This window comes from Cellulophaga sp. F20128 (assembly GCF_023015805.1).
GTDB lineage: Bacteria > Bacteroidota > Bacteroidia > Flavobacteriales > Flavobacteriaceae > Cellulophaga.
Map to the genome: position 1 here is coordinate 47986 of NZ_JALKBA010000005.1, position 15653 is coordinate 63638.

Consider the following 15653-nt stretch of genomic DNA (forward strand, 5'->3'; position numbering starts at 1 on the left):
CGTAAGTTTGACTTCCGAAATACAAAGCCAAGTCATTACAAAAATAGGATTTATAGCCTTGCAATCAAACAAACAGCGTTTACTTTTTTATATAGTCCTATTTATAGGGGCTGTAAGCCTTTATGGTCAAGAAGATAAGGTAATTCCACTATCTATTAAATTAGAAAAAGATACGATAGTAGCACCTCTTTTACCCGCAGATTTCCTTCTTAGATCCCGAAAAAAAGACAGCATTACCAAAGATACCGTCAAAATTAAAGATCCCATCTTAGTTGATCAGATAAAAAGAAATGCTGTAGGTTATATGCAATACAATAGTAAAGAGCAAAAAATCTACCTGTATGACAAAGCTGAACTCTACTATCAAAACACCGAATTAAAAGCAGGTGTCATTGTATTGGATTTAGCTAAAAATGAAGTTTATGCCGGTAGAATTAAGGATTCTACAGGCACTTACACACAAATACCAGACTTTAAACAAGGCAACCAAGTTGTAAAACCAGATTCTATTCGGTTTAATTTTGATACACAGAAAGCAATCATTTGGAATTCTAGAACTGAACAACAAGCGGGACTGGGAAATTTAGGCAGCGATGCTATGAAGGTGTATGCCGAAATCACAAAAAAAGAAAATGACTCTGTATATTTTATGAACAGAGCCAAAGTTACCACCGCCACGGACACCATAAATCCTGATTATTATATTCTAGTACGAAAAGGCAAATTTGTTCCTGGTAAAAAAATGATTGCCGGGTTTAGCAATTTGTTTATTGCAGATGTACCTACGCCAATAGCTTTGCCCTTTGCCTACTTTCCCTTAACTACAGGAAGTACGGCTGGCTTAATTTTCCCTACCTTTGGTAGTGACCCTAACCGAGGCTATTTTTTACAAAATGGAGGGTACTATTTTCCTATTAATGACTATGTAGATTTAACGGTACTAGGAGATTTTTATACCAATGGTAGTTATGGTTTTAGAACACAGTCTGTTTATACAAAACGATATCAATACAAAGGAAATGTAAATATTAGGTATGAAAACCAGATTAACAGTCAAAAAGGATTTGATGACTATAGCAGAAGTTCTAATTACAATATACAAATATCACATTCACAAGATCCAAAATCGAATCCTAATTCAAGATTATCGGCATCTGTTAACCTAGGTAGTAGTGAGTATTACAGAAACTCTCTTAACCAATACAATGTACCAAATACACAAAATAACAACCTTTCGTCATCCATTTCGTACTCCAAGACTTTTCCAGAATATCCTGCTGTAAATATGAGTTTAACAGCAACACACAACCAAAACACAAATACCCAACTTATAAATTTAACGCTACCAACAGTACAAGCAAGTATGGAGCGTATTTTTCCATTTGCAAAAAGGGACGGCATTAAAAAGGGTATTATTCAAAATATAAATTTTCAATATACCGTTCGGGGTGAAAATAGGATTCAGACAACAGACTCTCTCTTTTTTAAATCCGGAATGTTTAAAAATGCAAGGGTTGGTGCCACCCATAGTATTCCGATTAGCACCAACTTTAAAATTTTAAAAAATTTCAGCGTAAGTGTTGGGGCCTCCTATGATGATGTATGGACCTTAGATACGTTTAACAAATCGTATGACGCCGTTACAGAAACCGTTGTGAATGATACTATAAAAGGTTTTGACCGTTACGGCAAATACAACTTAAGCGCCAGTCTTGGAACTACCGTTTACGGTACCTATACCTTTGCAGAAGGCAATAAAATACAGGCAATACGGCATGTTATGCGCCCTTCTATAGGCTATGGTTACACCCCTTCGTTTGAAGACACCTATGACGAATATATGGATGCCGATGGTGTCTATATACCCTATAGCAGGTTTGAAGGCACCTTATACGGGGCTCCTGGACGTACCCAAAGCAGCGCCATGAGCTTTTCATTACAAAATACCTTAGAGGCTAAAGTGACCGATAGGGACTCTACTGCGACAGAACCAAAAAAAATATCTATTTTTAATAGCTTAAACCTATCTACTAATTATAATTTTCAGGCAGATTCCTTGCGATTAAGCCCAGTAAGATTAAGTGGAGGTACCAGTATTTTAGACAAAAAAATGTCTATCAATTTTTCAGCTGGTTTAGACCCCTATGCTATTGATAATAAAGGAACTCGAATAAATACATTTAATATTGATAATGGGGGTAGCCTTTTTAGATTAACATCGGCAAGAGCAAACATTGGATACTCAATTAGCAGTAAAATGTTTGACAAGGATAAAAAGAAAGAAGAAGACGAAGAGGAAGACGATTCTTATTTAGGAGCAAGTGGTGGTAATATAGATGGTTTATTTGGTGAGAGCGAAGATTTTAACAACGCCAGATCACGCCCAGATGAAGAGGACGAGGAAAAGGAAGATAACCCCTTGTACGGCAACAAAGTACCCTGGGATTTACGATTAGCCTATGCCGTTAGTTACAATAATACAAACAGGCAAAATGAAATTAATAACCAGTCCCTGATGTTTTCAGGAAATATAGAGTTAACTCCAGGTTGGAAGGTTGGACTTTCTTCTGGTTATGATTTTAAGAACAAAGGTTTTTCTCTGACGCAATTGCGTTTTGAAAGAGATTTAAAAAGTTTTAGAATGAACTTTAATTGGACCCCATTTGGAACCTATGAGCGGTGGTATTTCTTTATTGGTATTAAGAGTTCTATTCTTAAGGACCTTAAATGGGAACAAAGAAGCCAATCTAGATAAAGGGTTCTAGTGCTTTTCTATAGTAAACTATAGCGAATTATTTTGTTAACCAGCAGTACTATTTAAATAAAAACTTATGATAATTGAACCAAAAACACGCGGATTTATTTGCATAACATCACATCCTGATGGCTGTGAAAAAAATGTATTAAATCAAATTGAATATATCAAATCTCAAGGTAAAATTGAAGGCGCCAAAAACATTTTGGTTATTGGTGCATCTACTGGTTTTGGACTAGCCTCCAGAATAGCTGGGGCTTATGGATCTGATGCCGCAACCATTGGTGTCTTTTTTGAAAAGCCGCCCGCAGAAGGCAAAACAGCCTCTTCGGGATGGTACAACACCGCTGCCTTTGAAAAACAAGCACATAAGGATGGTCTTTATGCTAGCAGTATCAATGGAGATGCCTTTTCTAACGAAATTAAAGAACAGACCATTGCATTAATCAAAAAAGATTTGGGAGCAATAGACTTAGTCATCTACAGTCTAGCATCACCTGTTCGTACCCATCCTACTACTGGAGTTCGGCATAAGTCTACCCTAAAACCAATTGGAGCACCTTTTACGAATAAAACCGTAGATTTTCATAGTGGAGAAGTTAAAGAAATCACCATAGAACCTAGCACCCCTGAAGATGTTGAAAATACGGTGACCGTTATGGGAGGTGAAGATTGGGAAATGTGGATTACAGCACTAAAAGACGCCAACGTACTAGCAACTGGTTTTAAAACAGTAGCCTACTCTTATATTGGCCCAGAACTTACAAAGGCAGTCTATAGAAACGGAACAATTGGCCAAGCAAAAGATCACCTAGAAGAAACAGCTTTTACCATCACTGATGCCTTAAAAGACATTGAGGGCTCAGCATATGTATCTGTTAACAAAGCACTTGTAACACAATCTAGTTCTGCAATTCCTGTGATTCCTTTGTATATTTCATTACTGTATAAAGTCATGAAAGAAAAAGGATTACACGAAGGCTGTATTGAACAAATACACAGACTTTTTAAAGAGAGATTGTTCGAAGACAAAATACCTATGGATGAATTGGGTAGAATACGAATAGATGATTTGGAAATGCGGGCGGATGTTCAAGAAGAAGTTGCTAAATTATGGAAGCAAGCCACTACAGAATCTTTGCCTTCAATAGGTGATTTGGAAGGATATAGAATAGATTTCTTTAATCTTTTTGGCTTTGAGTTAGCAGGCGTAAATTACGACGCAGACGCCAACGAAATGGTCGCTATTCCAGGCTTAGACCAATAACAGTTATTCAGAACACTTTAAATACTAAGAAAATGAAAAAAATAATCACAACCCCTAATGCCCCCGCACCAATTGGCCCGTATAACCAAGCTGTATTGAGCGGAAATACACTCTATATTTCAGGTCAGATTCCTATTAACCCTAAAACTGGTGAATTGGTTGAAGGCAATATTAAGGCAGAAACCGAGCAAAGTATGGAAAATTTAAAAGCCATTCTTACCGAGGCTGGAATGACATTTGAAGATGTTGTTAAATCAACTATTTTTGTAAAAGACATGCATCAATTTTCAGAAATTAATGACGTTTACGGTCGGTATTTTAATGCAGAAACTGCTCCTGCAAGAGAAACCGTTGAAGTAGCAAACTTACCTAAGTTTGTGAATGTAGAAATAAGTATGTTGGCCGTTAAATAACCAACCGCTTACAAGCTGTACATTTTGAGGGAAATTTAGGACTACCGTAAGTCCGGAAGTTTAATTTTCCCTCAAAATACACAACAAGTTATACTATAAGTTTTGTTTGTGAAATTCTACCAAACCATCAATTGGTTTTTGTAGAATAGTACCCACAACAATATCATTACGCTCCAATACCTTAACCAATTCTTCCTTTAAATAGTAGGCAATACTCCCTACAAAACTTACCGGAACTTTAGTGGCTAACTCAAACTGCATAATGTAGTTATTAATAAACTGCTGAAATCCTTTATCTATAACTCCCTTGCAATACGGGTGCGCTTTATTTTCTACAATAAAACGAGCAAAGGTAGCAAGATATGTGTTTGGGTTTGGTTGCTTGTATAAATTTTCCTTTATAACATCAGCTTCCAAATCATACTCACTCGCAAATTTTTCGGCTAAATCTTTAGGCATTTTATGAAAGTAATAATCGCGGATTAATTTTCTTCCAAAGAAGTTACCACTCCCGTCATCCATAGGAATATAACCTAAGGATGTTACTTTTTGATGCAAGCCCACACCATCGTAATAACTGCAATTAGATCCCGTACCTAAAATACAAACAATACTTTGATCTCCTATTTTTGTAGTTGCATAAACAGCAGCAAAGGTATCTTCTTTTACTTCTGCTACAGCATTGGGAAAGAAAGAATTAAAAATTTCTTTTAAAAACTTTTGCATGCGCTCAGTTCCACAACCTGCTCCGTAAAAAAACAAATGTGTTACTTTTTTACTGTTTTTTGAAAGTTCAAAATTATTGGCTAATCTATCTTCTATAACAGGCCTTGTTAAAACCTCTGGACTTAACCCAAGGGTTTGCGTAAGAAATAGCCTTTCCCCTTTTTCGTTTAAGGCAATCCAATCAGATTTGGTAGCACCACTATCTACAATTAAAATCATAAGCTATTGTTTTAAATTATAGTATCCTGAAAAAAAGCAGTATTCACCGATTTTCAGGATACAATATATAGAATAAAAATGATTATAAACTAGCCACGTATTGTGTTAGATCTACCATTTTATTAGAGAAACCTGCTTCATTATCATACCAGCAAATTAATTTGAAGAATTTAGAGTTTAACTCTATTCCTGCACCAGCATCAAAAATACTTGTTCTTGCATCTCCAATGAAATCCTGAGAAACTAAAGCTTCTTCAGTGTATCCTAAAATACCTTTTAATTCACCTTCTGAAGCATCTTTAAATGCTTTCTTAATCGCTTCGTAAGAAGTTTCTTTTTCTAATCGAACCGTTAAATCTACAACAGAAACATCTGCAGTAGGCACTCTAAATGCCATCCCAGTTAATTTCCCTTTTAATGCCGGAATAACCTTAGTTACAGCTACAGCTGCACCCGTAGATGCTGGTATAATGTTTAACAATGCACTTCTACCACCTCTCCAGTCTTTTCTAGAAGGACCATCAACAGTCATTTGCGTTGCTGTTGTAGCGTGTACCGTTGTCATTAATGCTTCTTCAATTCCAAAATTGTCGTTTAACACTTTGGCCATAGGAGCCAAACAGTTTGTTGTACAAGATGCATTAGAAACTATGGTATCTGATCCTTTAACATCTTTATGGTTTACACCCATAACAAACATTGGAGCATCTTTAGAAGGAGCTGAAATAACTACCTTTCTAGCACCACCATCAATATGATATTGGGCTGTTTCTAAGGTTGTAAAAATACCAGTACATTCTGCAACAATTTCTGCACCTACAGCATCCCACTTAATATTTTTAGGATCTCTTTCTGCTGTAATTCTAACTGTTTTTCCATTTACTACTAAATGTCCATCTTTTACTTCAACCGTACCGTCAAAATTTCCGTGAACTGAATCGTATTTTAATAGGTATGCTAAGTGATCAACGTCTAACAAGTCGTTAATAGCCACTACATCTACATCTCCTCTTTTTATTGTTGTTCTGAAAACCAACCTTCCAATTCTTCCAAATCCGTTGATTCCAATTTTTAAATTTGACATTTTTTCTTTTTTTTATATTAATTTATGTTGACATTATCTCTGAAACTCTAATGAGTTCTTTATCAATTTTTGTATGGCCTTTTATAGCCTGCTCTATGGGCGTTAGGGTTATTGTATTGTCTGCAATACCCACCATTAGATTGCTTTTTCCATCCAACAAGGCTTCCACTGCTTTTACGCCCATTCTACTGGCTAACACCCGGTCATAGCACGATGGTGAACCTCCACGCTGCATGTGGCCTAAAACAGACACACGTACGTCGTATATAGGTAAATGTTCCTCTACATATTCTTTCAATTCAAAAACATTTTTACCGGATTTATCGCCTTCCGCAACGATTACAATACTAGAAGATTTTCCTGATTTTTTACTTCGCTTCAAGGAATCTAACAAACGCTCTAAGCCTAAGTTTTCTTCGGGAATTAAAATGACTTCAGCACCTGCTCCTACTCCAGCATTTAAAGCGATATGCCCAACATCCCTACCCATAACTTCTACAAAGAAAAGTCTGTTGTGTGAACTGGCGGTATCTCTAATTTTATCTATGGCTTCTACCACTGTATTTAAGGCTGTATCAAAACCTAAGGTAAAGGTGGTGCCAAAAATATCATTATCAATAGTTCCTGGAATTCCAATAACAGGGAAATCAAATTCTTTATTAAAGATCATTGCTCCGGTAAAACTACCATCTCCGCCAATAACAACTAAGGCATCAATTTTTTCTGCAAGCAATTGCTCATGGGCTTTTTTACGTCCTTCCGGGGTTCTAAAGTCTTCACATCGAGCCGATTTAAGGACTGTACCTCCTTTATTTATGATATTATTGACGCTACGAGCATCCATAGGCTTAAAATCGCCTTCAATCATCCCCTGAAATCCTCTGTAGATACCTACACAATCTATTTTTAAATAGGCACAAGTACGTACTACAGATCTTATTGCTGCATTCATCCCTGGAGAGTCACCACCAGAAGTAAATACGGCTATTTTTTTAATGTTTGAGTTCATTTATTATTTTATAAAAGTAAAACTAGGAAACTTATTTTAATATATTAATCGTATGATACTTTAATTTCAGTATCCGAGAAACTTCAAACGTTTTCGTTAATAAGTTTTTCAAAAAGCACACTAAAAACGCTAATTTTAATGCGATTGGGAAGGGAAAATTAATTCCAAAGTAGCCTAAAAAAAATTGACCTGAATTGAACTACAAATTACTTTCTACGCCCTGTCGCTTTTCTTTTTTTCTGAAAATTTTAGACATCAACTCCTTAAAGGTATCAAAATCTACTTGATATGAAAGTCCAACACCTTGGGTATATCCTTGGTGATCTGCCAAAAATTGTTGAATTTCATTTTCTCTGTTAAATACTTTTGCACTAAGTGTGCCTTCTTCGTTTAAAATTACCTGTACCTCCATATCGCCCGCAACAACCGTTTCGCCTACGCCACCTACTGGAACACCAAACTCTCCATTAAACAGAACTTTATCGCCTAATTTGGTAGAAACGGTAACCCCAAATCTATTTTCGGTCTGAATTGAATTTGGATTTAAATTTCCTTGTTCATAGATAATTCCCAAATCTAAATTATCATTATTACTATTAAAGACCGAATTCAATAAACTAGATGCTGTTTGCGTTAAATTACTACTCAGTGCCTGTGCATTAAGCCCGGTATTCTCATTGACAAACGTTCCTTGTCCCAACAGAAAAAATGCATTTTTATCCGCAAAATTAGGATCTTGTAATCGGTATTGCAATTCCGACTTTACAATAGATCCTGCTCCCGGAAATTGAATTCCAAATTCGATATTGGGTTTTTCCAATTGCCCTTCTAAACTCACAACTACATCTACTGGTATCCTGCTTGTATACTGTGTATTATCTAATAATGGTGCAGGGTTAGCCTCTAAAGAATAAATAGCCTTCATATTTACGGTTGCAGCTAATGGTGACCCATTCCAAACAATGGTTCCCCCCGGTTCTACCGTAAACTTACGATTAATAATACCGCCATATTTATAATTATACTCCCCAGTTGCCGTTGCAAATTCACCGTACATATTAAATTTTCCATTGGTATTTATCTCCATTAAAATAGTACCACCTCCAGTGCCTTTTAAAGAACTTTTTGTACTTGGATCTATCACAATTTCTACTTCTGCTTCTGGAGTTACATCCAAATCAAAAATTAATTCTAATCCCTCATATTCATTGAGTACTCTATTCGTATCCTGGTTTAAATCTTCTGAGGTTACAAAATTTATAAACGAATAATCGCCAACCGTTGCCACATCACTAAGTGGGATTTTTAGAGAAGTCCCCCTTGCAGTAGCCCCTATAACATTGATGGTAAGCGCCTTGGTTGAACCAAAAATTCTTCCTGTACCGTTTAAATACCCCGTTCCATAATATAAACTCTCTTCGCTAAACCCTGTATTTAAAATTAAAAAACGGTCGTTTTTTGTATCTACATTTAGATCCAAATCCCAAGTAGAAAATCCGTGATGACTAATAGAACCATCTAAGGTGGCTTCGGTTTTAGCGGAAGTGTCTGTTAATTGTATTTCCTCAAAATGAAAGGTCTGCTTGTAAAGGTTTACTACGGAATTATCCGAAAAATTATAATCCACCTTTAGATAATCTATCGCTAAGCCCGCCTTGTTTAATAGTAATTTTCCCGTAATATCCGGATTAGATAGATTCTCCGTGACCTTGGCTTCTCCATTAATAACTCCCCTAATATTGGTAATCACCCCTTCTCCAATGGCAGAAAAAGGATCTAACAAAAAGTCATCAAACTTAATGTCCAAATCTGCTGTTTGAATATTATCCTTATTGTAAATGTTTCCAAAAACACTAAAGCGATCTACGCCATTGTTTTTTAGATGTGTTTCTACTTCAAAACTAGACAAATCATCATTCCCTACTATTTCTACACCCAAGTTGCCCAACCTAACATTATTCACGGCAAAGTCTGTCATTGTGAGATTACTAGAGGGTAAATATTTACCGTTTTCCTGGTATATATTAAGGGTGCCATTTACTTCTCCTTCTAATTTTAGGTTTTTAATATCTGGAGTGATTTTCCCTAAGGAAACAATATTAAACTCTAACAATAAATCCTTATAGGTAGAATCTATGAGTTTACCGCTAAGTTTAATTTGCTCACCTACCCCATTATTCATTACTATTTCTTGTATATCTATGGAGTCTAACGTCTTATTAATTATAACTTTATTTTTCTTGTTTTTTCTTTTATTAATAACCCATTCGTTTCCTTTAAGGATAATATTAGAACGTTTTAATCCAATTACAGATTTATTTTCTTCATTGAAGGTGTGGTAAAAATTTAAAAAGTAACTATCATCATAGCCTCGACCACCCGCAAATTCAGTTCTAAAAAACAAAGTGTCTTTCAGTTTTGTATTTATCAATTGAAACTTCTTTACATCATAAAAATTTGTCGTAGCATCATCTACAGAGATAAAGGTGTTAAACAAAGGGTTCTTGTTGTCAATTTTAACATCGATAACATCTAGTTTATTTCCGTAAGCTTCTATTCCCGGAGATTTAAAGGTGAGCTTAAAATCTCCTTCATCTGCTACAATGCTTCCTCTTATAAATGTATCCGCACCAAAGATAACTTGTGGAAAAAACACATCTACAATCTTATTGTAAATATTAAACTTGAAGTCTACACGCTGTCCGCTCGATATTTCATACGGTTTATAGTTGGTGTAAACACTACCAATAGAGTTTTGAATAAGTTTCCCCAACTCGTTCACTTTAAAATTCCCTGTTAAATGCCCCGTAATAATATCTGGGGAATTTATTGTTATTTTCCGAACGGTATCGTTTTCAAATTCCGATGCCACTTTAAAATCCTCAAAATAATAGGTGTCGTTTTTATTCTGATAACTCGTTTCTGTAAAATTGATAGCCCCAACAATATTATCTAGGGTATTGCCAGTAATATCCATAGTAATATTCCCCTTAAAAACAGAAACACTGTCATTAATAAAATTAAGGGCATTAAAATCTGCATGATCTACAGATGCAATAAAATCGAAGGTGTTTTCATTGTCTGAAAAATCAGCTAGCCCTTTAAAGCTGAGTTTTAAATTTTCATCATTACTAATTAGTGCTCCATCAAAAAATTGTTCTTTTAAGGTACCAGAGATAACTTTTATGTCTTTGTATTCATATCCATTAAATTGAATACTATACACTTCTCCCGTAATCTCCGTATTCATTTTTCGCAACACAAACCCTTTTCCATCTACATTTATATCTACCGTTGCTTTACCAAAATTAGGATTGCCAAGTAAATTTGATAAATCAAAGTCTATCAAGGAAACAAATCCGTGGTAAGAGGAGTTGTCAATATTGTTAATATCTGATATTTGAATATCTGCATAACTACTTCCTATGGCTGTATTAATATTGATTTTAGCGCCTATTAAAGCCTCTGTTATGGATGCATTTCCTCTTATCGTAAATTGCCCAAGTTTTGAAAAAGATGACGGCAAAACATTCCCCAAGATATTTGGCAACAACGATCTCAATTGAAAATAACTAGTGGTGACATTTTTCATATCGGCTTCAATGACAAATGGCTTCTCTTTAGAAAAAAGGTTTTTAAAATTAAAATCCCCTCGAACCCCCGTATCATCAGAAAACAACATCAATTTTGTAGTGTTTAAATCGTTTAAAACACCACTAACTTGCGAAGATAAATTGACGACTTTCCCTTTTCCAAACTCATTGTACAACATATTAATATCATCCAAGGCTACATTAGAGTCTTCAAAATTAGCATCAATCTTAACCTTGTTTATAAAATCCTTAAAATCGATACGTTCGTAATCAAAAACAAGATTACCTTTAATATTAGAAGCCGCAGTCTTAATAGAAAGCGAATCAAATCTCATTTGAGTTCTTGAATACTTGAAATCTGTTTGCAATTGCTCTACAAACGGCCCTCTTCTACTCTTAAAAGACAACTCTTTAATTTTTGTAGCTACATCCGGTCCTAAAATTTGAAAATCTTGCGATGCAATTTCTAAGTTCGTAAAATCCAATAGATTTGATTTCTCTAGATTTTCATTAATCAATTGAAATCTACTCTCCTTTATACGCACATTAGAAGAGACAAGTTTAAACATAGGTCTACCTTCTTCTCTTGGTTTACGGTCATCTAATTTATCTATAAATATTTCTAAATTAGACTGATCTTCTCCTTGGTAGGTTTTTAACTTTAAATGAAGATTTTCTATAGCTATATCTCCAAATTCTAACTGCCCCTTTATAAGGTTATTTACACTTAGGATTGAAGTAGTTAAATCTCCAATATAAAATAGTGTGTCTTTTTTTTCATCTTCTGCAAAAATTCCTTTGGCAGAGGTATTCCAAGAAATTAGGGAAATTTTTAACTTATCAATTTTAAGATTTGTTCCAAACTCAGTGTTTATCGTATCTGTAGCATAATTAGCCAAACGTGTTTGCACCGATGACAAGGAAAAAATAAAAGTCGCAATGAGACAGAGCAGTACTAAAACTAGCAATATCCTTAGTAGTATTTTAAATAGTTTTTTGATAACCCTTTATGTTTTACCTTTGTTACTTCAATTTTTATTCCAAAAATACGTGGAAAAAAACAATATTTACATACTTGCGATAGAATCTTCTTGTGATGATACTTCTGCGGCCGTTTTACACAACAATAAAATGCTCAGCAATGTTGTTGCTACGCAAAAAATTCACGAAGAATTTGGAGGCGTTGTGCCTGAATTAGCATCAAGGGCACATCAACAAAATATAGTCCCTGTGGTTCACCAAGCCTTAGCGAAAGCAAAGATCGATAAAAAAGATCTATCTGCAATTGCTTTTACGAGAGGACCTGGATTAATGGGATCCTTATTAGTAGGTACGTCGTTTGCCAAATCGTTAGCCTTAGGACTTCATATCCCGCTAATAGAAGTGAATCATATGCAGGCACATATCTTGGCCCATTTTATAGACAATACAACCAACAGTATGCCTGTATTTCCGTTTTTAGCAATGACCATTAGTGGTGGACACACCCAAATAGTCCTAGTTAAAAATTATTTTGATATGGAAATATTAGGGCAGACCATAGATGATGCCGTAGGCGAAGCTTTTGACAAAAGCGCTAAAATTCTTGGTCTTCCATACCCTGGTGGTCCTTTAATAGATAAATATGCGCAACTGGGAAACCCAAAAGCCTTCCTTTTTCCAAAGCCTAAGGTGGGCGACTTAAACTTTAGTTTTAGTGGATTAAAAACGAGTATTTTATATTTTATTCAGCGTGAAACATTAAAAAATCCGAATTTCATATCGGAAAATTTAAATGACATATGCGCCTCTATACAATATACAATTATTAAAATCTTACTTGATAAATTAAAAAAAGCGGTAGCACAAACAGGTGTAAAACAAATAGCCATTGGCGGGGGTGTATCTGCAAATTCAGGGATTCGCAATGTATTAAAGGAGGCCGAAAAGAAGCACGGTTGGAAAACCTATATTCCTCCCTTTGAGTTTTGCACTGACAATGCTGCTATGATTGGCATTGTAGGTTATTTAAAATACAAAGAAGGGATATTTTCTGAACAAGATGTAACGGCCAAAGCTAGGTACGTCATTAACGAATAAATTAGAATAAAACATATTTATGCAACTATTTTACAACAGCACAATAGATAACAGTATCTCTCAATTTGTATTTCCTACCGAAGAAAGCAAACACATCGTAAAAGTTTTGCGAAAAACAGAAGGCGACACACTTTACATTACCAATGGTAAAGGGTATATTTATGCTGCTGAAGTAATGATTGCCGACTTAAAAAAATGTAAGGTTAAGATTATTTCTAAACAGAAAAAACACAAACCCATGCACCACTTACATCTGGTCGTGGCACCAACCAAAATGAACGATAGGTTTGAATGGTTTTTAGAGAAGGCCACGGAAATAGGAGTCAATGAGATTACGCCTATTATTTGTGATCATTCAGAACGTAAAGTATTAAAAATGGAACGCTTGCAAAAAGTGATTCAATCTGCAATGAAACAATCTCTGCAAGCCTACCTACCACTACTAAACGACCCTATTTCCTTTTCAGACTTCATGAAAAAAGAACAGCGCGAACTCCTATTTATTGCACATTGTGAAGAGGAAGAAAAAGCGGAATTAAAAAGGCGGGTGGCCCCTGATAAAGATGTTACCGTACTTATTGGCCCAGAAGGTGATTTTTCATCGACAGAAATAAAATTAGCCTATGAGAAAGGCTTTATACCCGTTTCCTTGGGTAAAAACAGATTGCGCACAGAAACTGCGGCTATTGTAGCTTGTACTACAGTTGCTATGATAAATAACGGCTAATTTTTTAGATATGACGTCTAATCATTACATTTGATACTATGAACAGATTAGGTTTCTTTATTTTAGCAATCGTTTTTAGCTTCCACACAGCTATAAACGGTCAAGAAATTGCTGTTTTAAAATACAATGGCGGGGGCGATTGGTATTCCAATCCAACTGCCTTGCCAAACTTAATTCAGTTTTGCAATGCAAACCTAAACACAACAATAAAAGCCAAACCGGAAACAGTGGAAGTAGACAAGGTTACTATTTTTCAATATCCCTTTATACACATGACAGGACACGGCAATGTACATTTCTCAGAGGACGAAGCGGAAAACCTAAAAACATACTTACTAGCCGGTGGTTTTTTACATATAGATGACAATTATGGAATGGAACCTTACCTACGAAAGGAACTCCTTAAACTATTTCCTGACAAAAAACTGGAAGAACTAGGGAGCAACCACCCTATTTTTAACCAGAAATACAAGTTTGCTAATGGTCTACCAAAAATTCATGAACACGACGGAAAAAGGCCGCAAGCCTTAGGAATAACACACCACAACAGGTTAGTATTGCTATTTACTTTTGAAAGTGATTTAGGTGATGGTTGGGAAGATCCTGAGGTTCATAATGATCCGCCTGAAGTAAGAGAAAAAGCCTTACAAATGGGTGCCAATATCATACAATACGTATTCAATAACTAACTATGAAAGCAAAAACCATTGCAGACGGAATATTACGGGCAATAGCTGTAATTGCCGGTGTTGTGCTACTCGGGTATTTTCTATTTAAAATAAGCTCTGTTCTTGTCTACATTTCTATAGCGGCCATAGCTTCGTTAATTGGAAGACCTATTGTACTCTTTTTACGAAATAAATTAAAGTTTAACAATACAATAGCCGTGATAACCACAATGCTATTCCTAATTAGTATCATTGGAGGCATTATAGCGCTCTTTATTCCTTTAATTGTTCAACAAGGTCATAACTTATCACTATTAAATATAGATCAATTACAAGCCAATCTAGAAAACCTTTACACGCAAGTTATCCAATATTTTGGATTCAGCACCTATGACATTGAATCCAATCTGAAGTCATCTACAATTTTTAGCAGCTTGGATTTTAAATTTATTCCAGATTTTCTAAATTCCATTGTCGGTATTTTAGGCAGCTTAAGTATTGGCCTATTTTCAATTCTTTTTATTACTTTTTTCTTTTTAAAAGACAGCAAACTGTTTGAAGATGGTATCATGGTTTTGGTTCCCGAAAACAAAGAAAGCAGGTTAAAAAAATCCATGGATACCATTGGCAACTTACTCTCGCGCTACTTTGTTGGATTAGTATTTCAGATCTTAATTTTGTTTGTAATTTACACCGTAGTATTACTTATGTTTGGCATTGAAAATGCCATCGTAATTGCCTTCCTATGCGCCCTATTAAATCTTATCCCTTACGTGGGTCCAATCATTGGTGGGATATTGATGATTACACTCTCTATGACCAGTAATTTAGGAGCCGATTTTAGTGCCGTTATTTTACCAAAAACCATCTATGTGATGATTGGTTTTACAATTGGACAATTGGTTGATAATTTCTTCTCCCAACCCTTTATTTTTTCAAGCAGTGTAAAGTCACACCCCCTTGAAATTTTTCTTGTTATCATTATTGGAGGTTTGCTTTTTGGTGTTACTGGAATGATTATTGCCGTACCCGGTTATACCGCGATTAAGGTGATTTTAAAGGAATTTTTTGCAGAAAACAAAATTGTAAGGTCCGTTACTAAAAATTTATAGT

At 35.3% G+C, this 15653-nt stretch carries 11 protein-coding genes; 7 read left to right on the forward strand and 4 right to left on the reverse strand.

Features of this window, described 5'->3' with window-relative positions:
* The first annotated feature begins 7 nt into the window (after positions 1-7).
* The 3 genes from MWU65_RS06800 to MWU65_RS06810 all read left to right on the forward strand — a co-directional run bounded on the left by MWU65_RS06800 (position 8) and on the right by MWU65_RS06810 (position 4435).
* On the forward strand, positions 8-2755 hold the full coding sequence (locus tag MWU65_RS06800; RefSeq protein ID WP_247076442.1) for a putative LPS assembly protein LptD: 2748 nt from the start codon (positions 8-10) through the stop codon (positions 2753-2755).
* 76 nt (positions 2756-2831) lie between these two features.
* Entirely contained in the window at positions 2832-4022 is a 1191-nt protein-coding gene (gene fabV, locus MWU65_RS06805) for an enoyl-ACP reductase FabV (protein WP_247076443.1), read from the forward strand.
* A 32-nt stretch (positions 4023-4054) separates the two neighbouring features.
* Positions 4055-4435: a RidA family protein gene (locus MWU65_RS06810; RefSeq protein ID WP_247076444.1), complete on the forward strand. Its 381-nt coding sequence runs from the start codon at positions 4055-4057 to the stop codon at positions 4433-4435.
* 93 nt (positions 4436-4528) lie between these two features.
* On the opposite strand, the gene MWU65_RS06815 is transcribed toward MWU65_RS06810, so the two are convergent.
* The 4 genes from MWU65_RS06815 to MWU65_RS06830 form a co-directional block, all read right to left on the reverse strand.
* The gene (locus MWU65_RS06815; protein WP_247076445.1) at positions 4529-5380 is read right to left on the reverse strand and encodes an N-acetylglucosamine kinase; all 852 of its coding nucleotides are present in this window, start codon (positions 5378-5380) and stop codon (positions 4529-4531) included.
* Positions 5381-5462: 82 nt separating this feature from the next.
* The gene (gene gap, locus MWU65_RS06820; RefSeq protein ID WP_247076446.1) at positions 5463-6464 is read right to left on the reverse strand and encodes a type I glyceraldehyde-3-phosphate dehydrogenase; all 1002 of its coding nucleotides are present in this window, start codon (positions 6462-6464) and stop codon (positions 5463-5465) included.
* A gap of 22 nt (positions 6465-6486) precedes the next feature.
* Entirely contained in the window at positions 6487-7473 is a 987-nt protein-coding gene (gene pfkA / locus MWU65_RS06825) for a 6-phosphofructokinase (protein ID WP_247076447.1), read from the reverse strand.
* A 199-nt stretch (positions 7474-7672) separates the two neighbouring features.
* A complete protein-coding gene (locus tag MWU65_RS06830) occupies positions 7673-12034 on the reverse strand; it encodes a translocation/assembly module TamB domain-containing protein (RefSeq protein WP_247076448.1) in 4362 nt (1453 codons plus the stop codon).
* A gap of 82 nt (positions 12035-12116) precedes the next feature.
* Between MWU65_RS06830 and tsaD the strand changes: the two genes are divergently transcribed.
* Genes tsaD through MWU65_RS06850 form a run of 4 tightly spaced genes read left to right on the forward strand, consistent with a single transcriptional unit; the run spans position 12117 to position 15652 of the window.
* Positions 12117-13145 (forward strand): tRNA (adenosine(37)-N6)-threonylcarbamoyltransferase complex transferase subunit TsaD, encoded by a 1029-nt coding sequence (tsaD, locus tag MWU65_RS06835; RefSeq protein ID WP_247076449.1) that lies wholly within the window; start codon positions 12117-12119, stop codon positions 13143-13145.
* 19 nt (positions 13146-13164) lie between these two features.
* Complete coding sequence (locus MWU65_RS06840; RefSeq protein ID WP_247076450.1) at positions 13165-13872, forward strand: 16S rRNA (uracil(1498)-N(3))-methyltransferase; 708 nt, start codon at positions 13165-13167, stop codon at positions 13870-13872.
* A 38-nt stretch (positions 13873-13910) separates the two neighbouring features.
* Positions 13911-14561 (forward strand): DUF4159 domain-containing protein, encoded by a 651-nt coding sequence (locus MWU65_RS06845; protein WP_247076451.1) that lies wholly within the window; start codon positions 13911-13913, stop codon positions 14559-14561.
* 2 nt (positions 14562-14563) lie between these two features.
* Complete coding sequence (locus MWU65_RS06850; protein WP_247076452.1) at positions 14564-15652, forward strand: AI-2E family transporter; 1089 nt, start codon at positions 14564-14566, stop codon at positions 15650-15652.
* Position 15653: the final 1 nt, after the last annotated feature.